We start from the raw sequence: 14,411 nt of genomic DNA, 5'->3' as shown, positions 1-14,411 counted from the left end.
CAATAATAGGCGTGAAATCAAAACTACTTATTAACCGTTCCGTTTTTGGAAGTCAGCCATGAATTGTGCAAGCGCCTGGCAGCTCTCAAGCGGAACTGCATTGTATGTTGAAGCTCTTAGGCCGCCAACATCGCGATGACCCTTCAAGCCTTCAAAACCTTCTTTCAACGACTCCTTAACGAACAGAGCCTCAAGCTCCTCCGTTTGAATACGGAAAGTAATATTCATAAGCGAACGGCTTTGCGGCTGAGCACAGCCCGTGTAGAAGCCGCTGCTTTGATCGATAGCGTCATAGATCAGCTTCGTTTTGTCGCGGTTGTACTGCTCAAGCTGAGAAACTCCGCCTTTTGCCTTGATCCACTCCAGAACCAGCTTCACCATATATACCGAGAAAGACGGCGGTGTATTGTACAACGAGCCGCTCTTCGCATGCGTGCTGTAACGGAACATCGTTGGAATCGTTTTGTTGCTGCTCTCGATAAGATCCTTACGAATGATGACAACGGTAACGCCTGATGGACCTAGGTTTTTTTGTGCGCCGGCATAAATGACGCCAAATTTGCTCACATCAATCGGTCTGCTCAAAATATCACTGGACATATCCGCAATTAGTGGCACATCACCAGTGTCAGGGAATTCTTGGAACTGCGTTCCGCCGATCGTTTCATTTGATGTTAAATGTACATAGGAAGCATTGCTCGGAACTTCAATTTCTGACAAAGTCGGCATACGCATAAATTTGTCAGCTTCAGTCGAAGCAGCAATAACCGTTTCTCCGACAAGTTTCGCTTCTTTAAGCGCTTTGTCAGCCCAAGCTCCTGTCATGACGTAAGCGCCTGGCTTGCCAGGCTGCAGAAGATTCAGAGGAAGCATAGCAAACTGTGTGCTCGCGCCGCCTTGCAGCAATAAAACTTCATAGTTTTCTGGAATTCCGAACAATTCACGAAGCAGGGCTTGCGATTGATTGTTCACTTCTTCATACATTTTGCTGCGGTGAGACATTTCCATAATGGACATCCCCGCGCCCTGATAATCAACAAATTGCTCCTGGGCTTGCTTCAGCACCTCAAGTGGTATTGCGGCTGGTCCTGCATTAAAATTAAATGCTCGTGTCATCTTCGGATACCCACCTCTGTTTCTTTATTTATGATATGGATATGATAGCAATTTTGAAGGGCTGCATCAAGTGTATTCCGCATATTAAATAAATTAAAAGTCGAACGTATGACGCAATACTGTCAATAAACATTCGGATTTCGTTCATTTTATCTTTACAAACCATAAAAAAACGGGTCCCAGAGGGACCCGTTTCTTATATTTCTTGAACGATTGATTAGCAATCGTAGTAAAGGCTGAACTCATGCGGATGAATACGGATTGCAACAGCTTTAGCTTCTTGACGTTTTACTGCAACGTAGTTGTCAATGAAGTCTTTAGAGAATACGCCGCCTTCAGTCAAGAAATCGGAATCTGCTTCAAGGGCATTAAGCGCCTCGTCAAGCGTTCCAGGAACGCTGCGGATTTCTTTTTTCTCTTCTTCTGGCAATTCGTAGATGTTTTTGTCGAAAGGACCGTAACCAAGAGCTACTGGATCAAGCTTGCGCTTGATGCCGTCCAGACCTGCAAGCAGCATCGCTGCAAATGCAAGGTAAGGGTTAGCTGTGTTGTCCGGTGTACGGAATTCAATACGACAGCCTTTAGGTGTTACAGCTGCAATCGGAATACGAACGGCTGCAGAACGGTTGCCTTTTGAGAATACAAGGTTAACCGGCGCTTCGTAACCAGGCACAAGACGTTTGAATGAGTTTGTGCTTGGGTTAGTGATTGCGATCAAAGCCGGAGCGTGGTAAAGTACGCCGCCGATGTAGTGCATAGCCATTTCGCTTAGGTTAGCGTAAGCGCCTTTGTCATAGAACAAAGGAGTATCGCCGTTGAAGATAGAAGCATGAACGTGCATACCGCTACCGTTGTCACCAAATAGTGGCTTCGGCATGAAAGTAGCCGTTTTGCCATATTGGCGAGCTGTGTTGTGAATAATATATTTGAATTTCATAAGATTGTCGGCTGTTTTTGTCAATGTGTCAAAACGGAAGTTGATTTCTGCTTGACCAGCAGTTGCAACTTCATGGTGATGACGTTCTACGCGAAGGCCCGATTCCTGCAATAGGCGAACCATTTCGCTGCGGATGTCTTGTTGGGAGTCGATAGGAGCTACAGGAACATAGCCGCCTTTAACTGGAATTTTCGAACCAAGGTTTCCGCCCTCTTCTTTACGGTTCGTGTTCCAGCCAGCTTCCTCGGATTCAACAACATATGAGGATGCGTTCATTGTGCTTTCATAGCGAACTTCGTCGAAAATAAAGAATTCAGGTTCTGGTGCAAAAAATGCTGTCGTACCAATACCCGTAGTTTGAAGATACTCTTCAGCCTTTTGAGCGATGCTGCGTGGGTCACGGTCATAACGATCGCCTTCAGGTGTATGAATATTACACATAACGTTCAGTGTAGGATGATCAGTGAAAGGATCAATAAATACGGATTCTGTATCCGGCATCATAACCATATCAGAATTTTCGATACCACGGAAACCGTGGATTGATGATCCATCAAAAGCTACTCCGTTTACAAAAGTATCAGCATCAACCTCAGCAGCAGGAAGCGTGATGTGGTGAGCCTTACCTAGAAGATCCACGAAGCGGAAATCTACAAACATAATGCTGTTTTCTTTAATATTGTCCAAAACATTTTGAACTGACATTATAATTTCCTCCATTTCCGAACATTAGCGTAGTGTTGAACAAGTATTGTTCAATTATTGCTCCAAATCCATGTGGTTATTATAAAACTAGCCCTCAATCTCCGTCAATAGCTATGTAAGGTATTTTTTGAACTCATGTTAGGTATACTTACAAGTTTGTACGTTTGTTCACAAATCCTCAATCAAAAAAGCTGAGATCCTTTTATTTATAAGGCTTTTTGAGAACGGTTACACAAAAAAAACAAAAAACTTTGCCATCCTAAGATGACAAAGTTTGTTTTGATGTTATGTTAGATTTTCCACTCTACAAAGGCTTCTGCTGGTGCTTTTGGCGTATCAAACTGTTTGCCTACGATCGGCGCCAGCTTCTCTAGGTCCTTCAATAGGTTAGCGAATTGGTCTGGGAACAAGGATTGTACCCCATCGCCAGTCATCGAGTTATCTGGATCGGTATGCATTTCAACGATCAATCCGTTCGCGCCAGCCGCTACTGAAGCTTTCGACATAGGCTCAACCAGCTCACGACGGCCTGTTCCATGGCTCGGGTCAGAAATAACTGGCAGATGGCTGAGAGATTGAAGGACTGGAATTGCAGATAAATCAAGCGTATTGCGCGTGTAAGTTTCGAATGTTCGGATTCCGCGTTCACACAACATGACATTTGGATTGCCGCCTGCCAAAATGTACTCCGCCGCATTCAAAAACTCGTCATAGGTTGAGCTGAATCCACGTTTAAGCAGTACAGGCGTTTGAATCGTTCCAAGCTTGCGCAGCAAATCGAAGTTTTGCATATTGCGTGTACCTACTTGAAGAATGTCCGCGTATTCTGCACATACATCCACATATTCTGGCGTCATGACCTCTGTAATCGTCAGAAGGCCGTGCTTCTTACCCGCTTCCGCCATCATAACAAGCCCTTCCACGCCTACGCCTTGGAAGCTGTAAGGCCCTGTGCGCGGCTTGAAGGCGCCTCCGCGCAGCACCTGTCCGCCAGCCGCTTTTACTAAACGAGCAATCTCGTCGATTTGCTCCGGTGTTTCAACAGCACAAGGTCCGCCCATTATAACAAGATTGCTTCCGCCGATTTTCACGCCTTTTATGTCAATAACTGTATCATCCGGATGAAAGTCACGGCTTGCTAGCTTGTATGATTTCGAAATTTTAATAACGTTTTCCACACCTTTCATTTGACGCAAATGCTCAGCAAGCGTAGGTTCTGCTTTGCCAATAATTCCAATTACCGTACGATCCGTACCTCTTGATACATGTGCTTGAACTCCTGCTCTTTCAATATGAGCAACAATTTCTGTAATGCGTTCTTCTGCAATATTTGAATTCGTAATAACGATCATAGGGATCACTCCTAAATTTATTGTGGGATTTGGGCAAAAAAAATGTACAAACTTTTGCTTAATAAATGCATGGCATCGCACGAAGCGCGCCTCATTTTCTCATCATTCATTGGATATCCACTTTATAGCTTTTATGCTTCGTAGCTTTTAAGCTTCTACGCTTTTAATCGCTAAAGTAAATATACAAGAGAAACTCATTTTCGTCAACCCCGTCATAATAAAAAAGGAGATGAAACTCATTCATGATGCTTCTTCTGCATCAATCACTAGTCTCATCTCTCTCTTCATGTTAGCTATTTATTCAGGTTTCTCTGCGGTTGCCGTTGCCGCTGGGGTCGACTTCACTCGAACATTAGGCAGCAGCTTATTCATATTGACCGTACGACGGATTTCCCATGTCTCCGGATTATTATGATCGTACTGCTCTAAATAAGTAATGACCTCTTTCGTAAGCGGCGTCGGCGTAGACGCACCGGACGTAACTGCGACACGATCGATGCCTTTCAGCCATTCCTGTTCAATCTCTGACACATCGGAAACGCGGTAAGCTTTCACTCCTGCTATTTCCTCGGATACTTGTGCTAGACGGTTCGAGTTGTTGCTTCGCGGATCGCCAACTACGATCGTAAGCTGCGCTTCGCCTGCCTGCTCTGCCACCGCCTCTTGACGAACCTGAGTTGCCATGCAGATTTCATTATGAACCTCTGCAGTAGGATAACGCTCAAGGAGCTTGCTAATCACATGACGAATATCCCATTGCGACATCGTCGTTTGGTTCGTTATAAGAATGCGCCCTTCCGGCACATTAAGCGCAGCAATTTCCTCTTCCTTTTCAATGAGGTGAACCTGCTCCGGCGCAACGCCGATCGCTCCTTCGGGCTCAGGATGGCCCTTCTTGCCAATATAAATAATATGATAGCCTTCCGCCGATTTATCGCGAATGAGATCATGAGTTCTCGTAACGTCTGGGCATGTTGCATCCACAACGGAAAGCCCCTTGTCACGAGCACGCTGACGCACTTCTGGCGAGACGCCATGCGCTGTAAAGATAACGGTGCCTTGTTCGATTTGATCCAAAATGTCGAGTCGGTTGGCACCATCAAGCGTAATGACACCTTCCTGCTCGAATGCTTCTGTAACATGGGCATTATGGACAATCATACCTAATATATAAATAGGTCGCGGCAGCTCCAAGTTTTTGACCGTTTGCAAAGCCAGTACCATCGCGTCGACGACGCCATAGCAATAACCACGCGGTGATATTCTAACGATTTCCATTTATTGCACCTGCTTTCTGACCGGATATGCGTAACAGCTATGAATCCTTCATTTCATCCGTTGCTACTATTATAGACGAATGAGACGTGTCAGAAAAGCTAATTGGAAGCCAAATCGTAAACTTCGTTCCATTTCCTTCGCTGGTGAGCACTTCTACAGAGCCTTTATGCTCATCAATAATCCATTTTGCAATGGATAATCCTAGACCTGTACCGACGGTAACTCCCCGTGATTCGTCCGCTCGATAGAAACGATCGAAAATATGCGGGATTTCATCAGGATTCATCCCAATCCCTGTATCTTGGATAACGAAGCCGATTTGTAAATCCCTTCTGACCGCACTCAGCTCAACCGTACCCTCCGACGTATATTTGAATGCATTCTCAATGAAAATAAATAACAGCTGCTGCAAATAATTGTGATTGGCATTGACGCGCACCCCATCCAATGCCGATAGATCGCCAAGCTTCCATTCAGCTGTACGCGGGAGCAGCTGTGCTCTGCGCACAACCTCCTCTGTAAGCGGCAGCAGGTCAAGCGGCGTCTTCTCCATCGTATAACCCGCATCTGCTCTCGCAAGCGCAAGCAGATCATTAACGAGCGTACTCATACGAATCGCCTCAGCAGATATATCGCTCATCGCTTCTTTGGACATATCCCATCGATCCGAATCCAGCGGCAACCACTCGCCCGTATCGATATCTCTATTCGTCTCTCGAACTCGCGTCCACATCCGCTCGAGCAGCTCAATATTGCCTCGAATCGTTGTCAAAGGCGTCCTAAGCTCATGAGACGCGTCAGATACGAACCTGCGCTGCGCCTTGTAAGCTTCATCAAGCTCATTGTATGCCATCTCCAAACGCGCAAGCATCACGTTTAACGTACTCACAAGCCTTCCTATCTCGTCCTTCGGCCCCATGACAGGAATCCGTACACTGAGATCAGCACCATTTTCAATTTGCTCTGTAGCACGAATGACACGTTCAATTGGACGAAGTGCCTGACGTGCAATTAACAAGCCTATAGTAAAGGCGATAAGTACAACGATTAAAGAGGCGAAAATGAGCGTCGTACGAACACTGTGCATAAATTTTTCTTCATTGTAAGGGATTGCACCAACCTGAAGAAGGCCAACTAAAGTTCCATCATTTGTATAAATAGGACGTTGGTGAATCAGCATATTGTACTTTTTCTTATTAATTTCCACACGTTTTTCGACTACTCCCTGCTCAGGCTTATCCGATGCTTCAGCATAAGGGAGGACAATTCCAAATTGATTTAAATTGTTTGACTGACTAATTGCACCTTCAATATAATTAACGATTTGAATATACATATCTTTCTCTTCAATTTGGGATTCTCGTCCCAAATTCAAATCATATTGATCCCAAAAAGTAGTTCCACCTCTAACGACAAGCTTTTGATCCTGTTTCTTTAATTGCTCCTTTAAATCAGAATAGGTATTCCAATTTAAAAAAACATAAATGGAAACGCCAAAAACAAGAAGTGTTACCGCAAGCAAACCCGAATACCAAAGCGTGAGCCTGAGCCTAATGGACATATGCTTAACCCGCCTCTCCGCGAAGCACATAACCGGTGCCGCGAACCGTCTGAATGAGTCGGTTTTTGCCTCCGTCCTCTACCTTTTGGCGCAGCATCGCGATATACACCTCCAGCACATTCGACTCCCCGCTGAAGTCATAACCCCAAATCTTCTCCATAATTGCATCTCGCGTAAGTACACGGCGAGGATTCTCCATGAATAGCAGCAGTAAATCGTATTCCTTGGATGTCAACTCAATCCGGCGACCCGAGCGAATCGCTTCTCTGGCATCCATATCCAAAATCAAATCCTCATAAAGCAGTTGATTGCTTGACTGCTCGATTTTATCTGCTTTGCGGCGCAGCAAGGCACGTGTCCGCGCAAGCAGCTCCTCCAGCGCAAACGGCTTAACCAAATAATCGTCAGCCCCAAGATCGAGCCCTTTGACCCGGTCATTGATGTCATCCTTTGCCGTCAGCATCATAATCGGCACCGTACTGCCTCCCTCGCGCACACGGCGGCAAACTTCCCAGCCATCCACTTGAGGCATCATCACATCAAGAATGAGCAGATCCGGCTCCGTCTTAAGCAGCACCTTCAGCCCTTCCATTCCATTCGAAGCGGTAGTTACCTCATAACCTTCAAACGCTAGACTTCTGCGAAGTAAAGAAATAATTTTATCATCATCATCTACAACTACAATATGCTGTCTCAACGGCATGTCCCCCTCTATTTGCAGCAAAAAGCACAGAGCCTGCTGTCTCTCTGCGCTTTTTGTTTCTATCCATCATGTAAGGCTTTATTGAGCGCCTGACGTATTTTTATCACCAATTTCAACCTTCAAGTTCATCGCACTGCCTTTGCGCAAAATGTTCAGCTCGATCTTATCGCCAACTTTTTTGGTTTTAATTTGATCAATAAGAGCTTGCGTGTTTGCGTATTTCTTGCCGTCAATGCCGACGATGACGTCGAACTGCTGCAATTCAGCCAAGTAAGCTGGTGAATTATAGTATACATTGCGAACAATAGATCCCTCTACTTTATCCATGCCTAATTGCTTCGCAATATCCGCTGTTACATCCTGCAGCTCTGCACCAATGTATGGAGCGGCTGGCTTAGGAATCGTCTTGTTGTTTTTAAGATTTTCCAGCACATCTTGAATCGTGCTCGTCGGAATCGCGAAACCGATGCCTTGTGCTTGCGAGCTTACTGCCGTATTAATGCCAACAACCTCACCGTTCACATTAAGAAGCGGACCGCCAGAGTTACCTGGGTTAATCGAGGCATCCGTTTGCAGCAAATGCTCGTATTTACGTGCTCCCTGTGTATCAGGGATATCAATCGGACGTTCTTTGGCACTTAATACGCCAACAGTAACCGTATGATCGAAGCCGTATGGGTTACCGATTGCAACAACCCAGTCGCCGATATTAATCGTATCCGAGTTGCCAAGCGGAAGCGTTGGGAACGCTTTGTCGCCCGTTACTTTAAGTACCGCTAAGTCTAAGTCATAGCTAGAACCCAGCAATTCAGCCGTGAATGGCTTATCATAGCCTTGAACAATAACTTTGATTTGGTCAGATTCTCCGATTACGTGCTGATTCGTTAAAATATAGCCTGTTGAATCGAAGAAAAACCCAGTTCCGATGCCTGATTGCTGCATGTTGCCTTCTTCATTCTTTTGTCCTGCATCCGGCTGTGTCGTTCCAGGGTAATCATCGCCAAAAAATTGGCGGAAAAACGAATCATCGAGCATGTTGTTGCTATTGTTGCGTTTTGCCGTATTAACGAAGGTTTCGATTTTTACTACTGCTGGACTTGCTGTCTCGAACAATTTAGCGATGTTGTCTGGTCTATCCGCGACTGTAGCCGCACCGCCGTTGCTGGTCGTACCCGCAGAAGCAGTGGAACCCGATCCGCTAGATTGTGTATTTGATGTTAATGCGGCTTCTTTCGTGAACCAGTTGTTTAAGTCCGCTGTATACATCAAGCTGCCTACTACAAGAACACCTGCTAGAAACGATGAAAAAATGGCCTTAAAGGAAGTCCGGCGCGGTTCCCTTACTTGCCATGGCCCTTTGGAGGACTGCGGCGACGGCGTGAACGTTCGAATTTGGGATTGCATAGGCGATTGTGATCTTGCCCGTTCAGATTCCATCGTTGAATCCGATTGTACATTCGCTTCTTCTGCACTGGATGCCTGTGCTTGCGTATCGTGTGTATGTGTATTGCCGTATGGCTGATCTTGAATCAGCTTAGGCTTTTCCGATCCGTAGCCAGAAGCTGAAGGATTCCCGCCTTCTTGAGAATTCGCCTTATACGGCCCATACGAATAATAATAAGATGGCTTTGCCGGCTGCTCCGATGACTCATTTGAAATAGGCTGCGCGGAGTCATTTGCGCTTTCGCTGTTATCAGCTGAGCCATGTCCCTCTTCATTTTTGCGGAAAAAGTCGTCAAATCCCTTTTTGTTGTTTTGATCGTCCATGTACGTTCTCCTCCTTGAATCTTATTGCATCATGAGTCCAATTGGTATTCTATCCGGAAACATGTTATTTGATATAGTTCTATCATGCACATTCTACCTTAAAACAAACTTAAAAGGAATTTAAACAGAAATAAAAAAAACGCTCCCAAATGATTTTGGCAGCGTTTTTTTTGAGTGCTTTTACGATGTGAATCAATGCGGAAAAAGCTGCTCTACTTCATTTAATGTTTCTTTTGCGCGATCAATCCACTGTGGTTCTACTTCAGCATCTGGATTTGACGGTGATTGGAATTGATCAAACAGCGCTCCGACTACACGTACCGATGCTTCCGGATCATTACCTTCTCTATACTCATGCTTAAGTACGTACGGTGTACCAAGTATAATCCTCGCTTCATTATCTTTTTCCCCAACATCAATATGACCAGCAATGACTTCAAAAGGAATGCGAAGCCAAATCTTATTCGCATCATCAAGCGCGCGGTCAAAGGAACCAGCAGCATACTCCCAGTTGCCGCCAAGCGTGAATTGCTGCGACTCCAGCAGCTCTTTCGTTTCTAAGAAATGTTGCTCCCGTGATTCCAGCACGGACGAAATGGGTATCATGAAGGCGTCTCCTTTGCACTAGCTTATTTCTAATCTCTTTTTGCTAGTAGGTAGTATACCCTTCCATTTCCACCTTTATGTGCGATTAGCCCAGCCCTTGCGATGGGCCAGCACGGCAAGCTGTGTCCGGTCGTCAAGCTCGCATTTCATCAATAAATTGCTGACATGTGTTTTCACTGTTTTTACGCTTATATGCAGCTCTTCTGCAATTTCTTTGTTCGATTGTCCATCTGCAATAAGCAGCAGAACTTCCTTCTCACGTTCCGTTAACCCCTCATCACCAGACTGAGCGGTCTTCTGTCTTAAGCCTCTCGTTAACGCCTGCGATACGTCAGCAGTCATGACCGGCATTCCTTTGAATGCGCCGCTGATCGCATAAATAAGCTCTTCTGCAGAAACGGTTTTGAGCACGTAGCTGACAGCGCCAGCCTCTATCGCACCATAAACCTTGTCATCTTCGAGGAAGCTGGTCAGCATTACGATTTTCATATCAGGAAAATGCGAGATAATCGCCCTTGTCGCCTCAATGCCATCCATGCCGGGCATCATCAGATCCATCAAAATAATGTGAGGTCTATTTTCGTCCGAGCTAGCCTTCAGCAAGTCAATTGCTGATTGTCCATTGCTCGCCTCTGCAATGACATGAAGTTTTGGCTCCAGCATTAGATAAGTTCGAAGGCCCGTCCTTACCATATCATGATCATCCACGATCATTACTTTTATTAGTTCAGATGCATTCATTATTCATGCTCTCCCCGCTACATTTTTGGTATCGTAACCTTTACCCTCGTCCCGCTCCCAGACTTGCTCCAAATTTCGGCTGCACCGCCAAGCTTCTGTGCTCTCTCCTGCATCGTAGACAGTCCATATGAGCCGCGTCTCACCTCATCTACCTTGAAGCCAACTCCATCATCCTGCAAAATCATGCTAACCTGCCGTTCCGTATCTGCCATTGTCAGCGTGCAGCCCTTTGCGCTTGCATGCTTTACGATATTCGCCATCGCTTCTTGGACGATAAGAAAAAGCTGATGCTCCTTCGCTTCGGATAAACGCTCCTTCAAGCGCCATTCCAGCTCACCTTGCAAATTGTTTTGGCGGCAATAATCAGGGAACCACTTATCAAGCGCTTCATATAAAGTTCGACCTTCAAGCTCCATAGGCCGCAGCTGAGCGATGAAATTCCTCATTTGTTTCTGAGCCAAATTAGACATATTGACGAGCTGCTCGAGCACAGAATCCGCTCGTTCGCGATCAACCTGCTGCAGCTTTGGAAGCGATGAAGCGCACATATGGATAGCGAATAACTGCTGGCTTACCGTATCATGCAAATCCCTAGCCAAACGCTTTCGCTCCTCGAGCACTGCCGCTTCATTAGAGGCAGACTCCGTCATCACATACTCTTCACCGCGTACTTGCAGCCATTTCATCTTTTCTTCCATCTGCTGAGCGAGCTCATTAAACTCACGATAAACCTCATTAAATGAATTATGACCGCCCTCAGTAATCCGAACGCCATAGTTGCCGTTTGATGCTTGCTTTAGCGATAAATGAAGCGTATCAATTCGGCGTCCAATGCGCTGTGCCGCCCAGTAACCGAACGCCACGCTGACAAGGAGGAAGACGGAGGCAGCCCCTAGGCGCACTTCCGTCTTATTGACTTCATCTAAGAGGCCATTCCAGACCACCGCTCCAAGTATTAGAGACACAGTTGATGCGATGACAAACATTCCGATGAGCTCCCACTTTCCGCTCCTCAAAAACCGAACCATCATACTCGAATCACCCTACCTTTGTAACACGAACATCTCCGATAAACGTGCTGACGACCAACTTAATTTTTTTGTTAGCTTCCTGATAAGTTGGCGATTGAATATTGATATTCGTAAACAATCCGCCTTCTTTCTGGCCAAGCACCTTCACATCGCCAATAAAGGCGCTTGATACAACCTGTACGCCTACTTCATAATCATTCGGAACATATACCTTTACATCGCCTATAAATGAAGATACATGAATTTTGGTTTCGCCCATGGATACTTGTGCCTTTGTTAAATCAAGCACGGTATCACCGATGAAATGGGAAATATTAAGCGGCTTTAAATCCCAATAATCATGACCGATATGAATATCCCCGATAAACCCGGAACGATTCTGCACATTGGAATCATTATGGTTCCACCATTCCACATGCTCCTTATGATTTCGTTTCCATTCTTTTTCATTTTTTTTGTATTCTGATTTATGGTGATTTTTCCATTCCTTATACTCTTTCTTGGTGGCAGAAAAATCATCATATGGTTTGTTTGATGCGCTTTCCTGCTTCTCTTCCTTAGTGTGCGTGTCCGCAGGCTGCTTCGTTGGATCAGGGTGAAGAGGCGGCGCTGGCGGAACAGACGCTTCATCTGTGTAAGGGCGGTATGATTTCCAATCATCTGTTGGCGGAGTTTGGCGTTTTGATCTTGGTCTCCAAATAATATTGATCCCGACTAAAATCACAACTATTGGCCAAATGTAAGGAATGATGTCGCCAATAGACCATGAGAACAAGTTTAAATTGCGTCCCAAAAATACACATCCGATTAATAGGACAATCGCGCCCCACCAGCTCGAACCCGAGCCGTACGTTCTGCTGGACAACAATCCGCGAATACCTACAATCATAATGATTACAGGCCAATAGGTAGAAAATAAATCTCCAATATCAAAGGCCACATGACCCGTTTGATTCAGTAAAAACAAGACGCCAACTGCAATGATGATTAACCCGGTGAATAACCGGTTTGCGAAGTTTCCGTTCATGCGGCACCAGCTCCTTACGATTCCATCGTCGTTTGATATTCTTAGTATAACGGACAACATGCAATAGAAAAAGGGACGACCGATTGAATTGTTAGTCAGTCTCTAGACTGAGCTTTTGTTGATTCTATCCATTTTAAACCTAACATGCGTCACGAAACATAACGCAGAGCGTTGACATTGTTAACGTCTAATATTTATAATGATGAACGGATTAAGAAAATAGAGACCGCTATGCATGAATATTAGGAATAGGAGATGAAGAAATGGACGTTATCGAACTGTCAAAAGGACTAGATACCATCTGGGTCGTTTTGACAGCAGCCATGATCTTGCTCATGGAGGGCGGTTTCGCATTGCTTGAAGCAGGATTTGTCAGGCAAAAGAATGCCGTCAGCATCATCATGAAGGTTTTTGTCGACATCGCTTTCGGCGCACTCGTTTTTTACTTTTTTGGCTTCGCACTCATGTATGGGCAGGACGCAGGCGGAATAATCGGAACGACCGGCTTTCTCATCAACGGAGACCTGTCTCACATAAAACTAAATATTACGCACGAAACCTTTTGGTTATTCCAATGCGCATTCGTTATAGCCGTCATTTCAATCGTGTCGGGCGCAGTAGCGGAAAGAATAAATTTTAGAGCATATATTTTACTCACTATTGCAATGACCGGCTTCATTTATCCGTTAGCCGGACACTGGGTATGGTCAAGCAGCGGCTTTCTTGGCAAGCTTGGCATGATCGATTTTGCAGGCTCTGCTGTCATTCATGCTTTAGGAGGTTTCTCCGCTCTTGCCGCAGCCATTTTCATTGGTCCGAGAATCGGTAAGTTCAGTCCAGACGGCAAAGCCAATATCGTTCCGCCTTCCAACTTGCCGCTTGCTTCTGTAGGTGCGTTCATTCTATGGTTTGGCTGGTTCGGGTTTAATGCAGGCAGCACACTTAGCGCTACAAACGGCTCAATCGGACATATTGCGATTACAACGATGCTCTCGGCAGCTGCAGGGGGCGCAACATGTATCCTGTTTACGATGTTCCGCTACAAGAAAGCAGATCCACCAATGGTCATCAATGGTTCACTCGCCGGCCTCGTAGGCATTACTGCTGGCTGTGCATTCGTATCTGACATCGCTGCAATTGGGATCGGCGCAGTATCCGGCATCGCGATGGTGCTGGTCACTGAATGGCTCGAACGCAGGCAGATCGACGATCCAGTCGGCGCCTTTGCCGTACATGGCGTCAGCGGCAGCATCGGAACTATTGCAGTCGGCTTATTCGCACTTCCCGAGCTAACCGAGGGCGTAGGCAAGGGCTACTACGGTTTATTTTATGGCGGAGGCTTCAACTTGCTCGGCGTTCAAGCATTAGGGCTCGTAATGGTTTCCTTATGGGGCTTCGCTTTAACTTGGGGCGCACTATGGCTGATCCGCAAAATTATGCCCGTCCGTGTCTCCAAGGATGAGGAGCTCATCGGCCTCGATGTTGGCATTCACGGTGTTCCCGCATACAGCCAGGAGCATGATTTCCTCGATTATGATCGCTTAAAAAACAGCAAATAAACATAAAGAACCGCCCAAGCCGGAATGG

At 45.8% G+C, this 14,411-nt stretch carries 12 protein-coding genes; 1 reads left to right on the top strand and 11 read right to left on the bottom strand.

Features of this window, described 5'->3' with window-relative positions:
• Nucleotides 1–30: 30 nt before the first annotated feature.
• The 11 genes from serC to liaF form a co-directional block, all read right to left on the bottom strand.
• Nucleotides 31–1,116, bottom strand: coding sequence for a 3-phosphoserine/phosphohydroxythreonine transaminase (gene serC, locus AC1DOV_RS12615; protein WP_477508989.1), 1,086 nt, complete (start codon nt 1,114–1,116; stop codon nt 31–33).
• A 217-nt stretch (nt 1,117–1,333) separates the two neighbouring features.
• Nucleotides 1,334–2,758, bottom strand: coding sequence for a type I glutamate--ammonia ligase (glnA, locus tag AC1DOV_RS12610; protein ID WP_076267605.1), 1,425 nt, complete (start codon nt 2,756–2,758; stop codon nt 1,334–1,336).
• 290 nt (nt 2,759–3,048) lie between these two features.
• On the bottom strand, nt 3,049–4,110 hold the full coding sequence (gene aroF, locus AC1DOV_RS12605; protein WP_076267604.1) for a 3-deoxy-7-phosphoheptulonate synthase: 1,062 nt from the start codon (nt 4,108–4,110) through the stop codon (nt 3,049–3,051).
• 297 nt (nt 4,111–4,407) lie between these two features.
• On the bottom strand, nt 4,408–5,388 hold the full coding sequence (locus tag AC1DOV_RS12600; protein WP_339204386.1) for a 4-hydroxy-3-methylbut-2-enyl diphosphate reductase: 981 nt from the start codon (nt 5,386–5,388) through the stop codon (nt 4,408–4,410).
• Between the two features lie 37 nt (nt 5,389–5,425).
• A complete protein-coding gene (locus AC1DOV_RS12595; protein WP_441876821.1) occupies nt 5,426–6,949 on the bottom strand; it encodes a sensor histidine kinase in 1,524 nt (507 codons plus the stop codon).
• Nucleotides 6,950–6,953: 4 nt separating this feature from the next.
• A complete protein-coding gene (locus tag AC1DOV_RS12590) occupies nt 6,954–7,646 on the bottom strand; it encodes a response regulator transcription factor (protein ID WP_076267601.1) in 693 nt (230 codons plus the stop codon).
• A gap of 84 nt (nt 7,647–7,730) precedes the next feature.
• Complete coding sequence (locus AC1DOV_RS12585; protein WP_441876817.1) at nt 7,731–9,419, bottom strand: S1C family serine protease; 1,689 nt, start codon at nt 9,417–9,419, stop codon at nt 7,731–7,733.
• A gap of 192 nt (nt 9,420–9,611) precedes the next feature.
• Nucleotides 9,612–10,025 carry a YugN family protein gene (locus tag AC1DOV_RS12580; RefSeq protein WP_076267599.1) on the bottom strand — a complete coding sequence of 138 codons (414 nt, stop codon included), beginning with the start codon at nt 10,023–10,025 and terminating at the stop codon, nt 9,612–9,614.
• Nucleotides 10,026–10,100: 75 nt separating this feature from the next.
• Nucleotides 10,101–10,766 carry a response regulator gene (locus AC1DOV_RS12575; RefSeq protein WP_076267598.1) on the bottom strand — a complete coding sequence of 222 codons (666 nt, stop codon included), beginning with the start codon at nt 10,764–10,766 and terminating at the stop codon, nt 10,101–10,103.
• Between the two features lie 17 nt (nt 10,767–10,783).
• On the bottom strand, nt 10,784–11,797 hold the full coding sequence (locus tag AC1DOV_RS12570; RefSeq protein ID WP_430060077.1) for a sensor histidine kinase: 1,014 nt from the start codon (nt 11,795–11,797) through the stop codon (nt 10,784–10,786).
• Nucleotides 11,798–11,804: 7 nt separating this feature from the next.
• A complete protein-coding gene (gene liaF / locus AC1DOV_RS12565) occupies nt 11,805–12,824 on the bottom strand; it encodes a cell wall-active antibiotics response protein LiaF (protein ID WP_441876812.1) in 1,020 nt (339 codons plus the stop codon).
• A 263-nt stretch (nt 12,825–13,087) separates the two neighbouring features.
• On the opposite strand from liaF, the gene AC1DOV_RS12560 reads away from it, so the two are divergent.
• Nucleotides 13,088–14,383 (top strand): ammonium transporter, encoded by a 1,296-nt coding sequence (locus AC1DOV_RS12560; protein ID WP_441960593.1) that lies wholly within the window; start codon nt 13,088–13,090, stop codon nt 14,381–14,383.
• Nucleotides 14,384–14,411: the final 28 nt, after the last annotated feature.

The organism is Paenibacillus sp. 01T47 (assembly GCF_056398245.1).
This window is presented reverse-complemented; position numbering and strand designations above follow the sequence as displayed.

What these genes read in the sequence shown, in the direction of transcription:
- serC (WP_477508989.1), bottom strand. Translation starts at nt 1,116, where the DNA reads ATGACACGAGCATTTAATTTTAATGCAGGACCAGCCGCAATACCACTT.
- glnA (WP_076267605.1), bottom strand. Translation starts at nt 2,758, where the DNA reads ATGTCAGTTCAAAATGTTTTGGACAATATTAAAGAAAACAGCATTATG.
- aroF (WP_076267604.1), bottom strand. Translation starts at nt 4,110, where the DNA reads ATGATCGTTATTACGAATTCAAATATTGCAGAAGAACGCATTACAGAA.
- AC1DOV_RS12600 (WP_339204386.1), bottom strand. Translation starts at nt 5,388, where the DNA reads ATGGAAATCGTTAGAATATCACCGCGTGGTTATTGCTATGGCGTCGTC.
- AC1DOV_RS12595 (WP_441876821.1), bottom strand. Translation starts at nt 6,949, where the DNA reads ATGTCCATTAGGCTCAGGCTCACGCTTTGGTATTCGGGTTTGCTTGCG.
- AC1DOV_RS12585 (WP_441876817.1), bottom strand. Translation starts at nt 9,419, where the DNA reads ATGGACGATCAAAACAACAAAAAGGGATTTGACGACTTTTTCCGCAAA.
- AC1DOV_RS12580 (WP_076267599.1), bottom strand. Translation starts at nt 10,025, where the DNA reads ATGATACCCATTTCGTCCGTGCTGGAATCACGGGAGCAACATTTCTTA.
- AC1DOV_RS12575 (WP_076267598.1), bottom strand. Translation starts at nt 10,766, where the DNA reads ATGAATGCATCTGAACTAATAAAAGTAATGATCGTGGATGATCATGAT.
- AC1DOV_RS12570 (WP_430060077.1), bottom strand. Translation starts at nt 11,797, where the DNA reads ATGATGGTTCGGTTTTTGAGGAGCGGAAAGTGGGAGCTCATCGGAATG.
- liaF (WP_441876812.1), bottom strand. Translation starts at nt 12,824, where the DNA reads ATGAACGGAAACTTCGCAAACCGGTTATTCACCGGGTTAATCATCATT.
- AC1DOV_RS12560 (WP_441960593.1), top strand. Translation starts at nt 13,088, where the DNA reads ATGGACGTTATCGAACTGTCAAAAGGACTAGATACCATCTGGGTCGTT.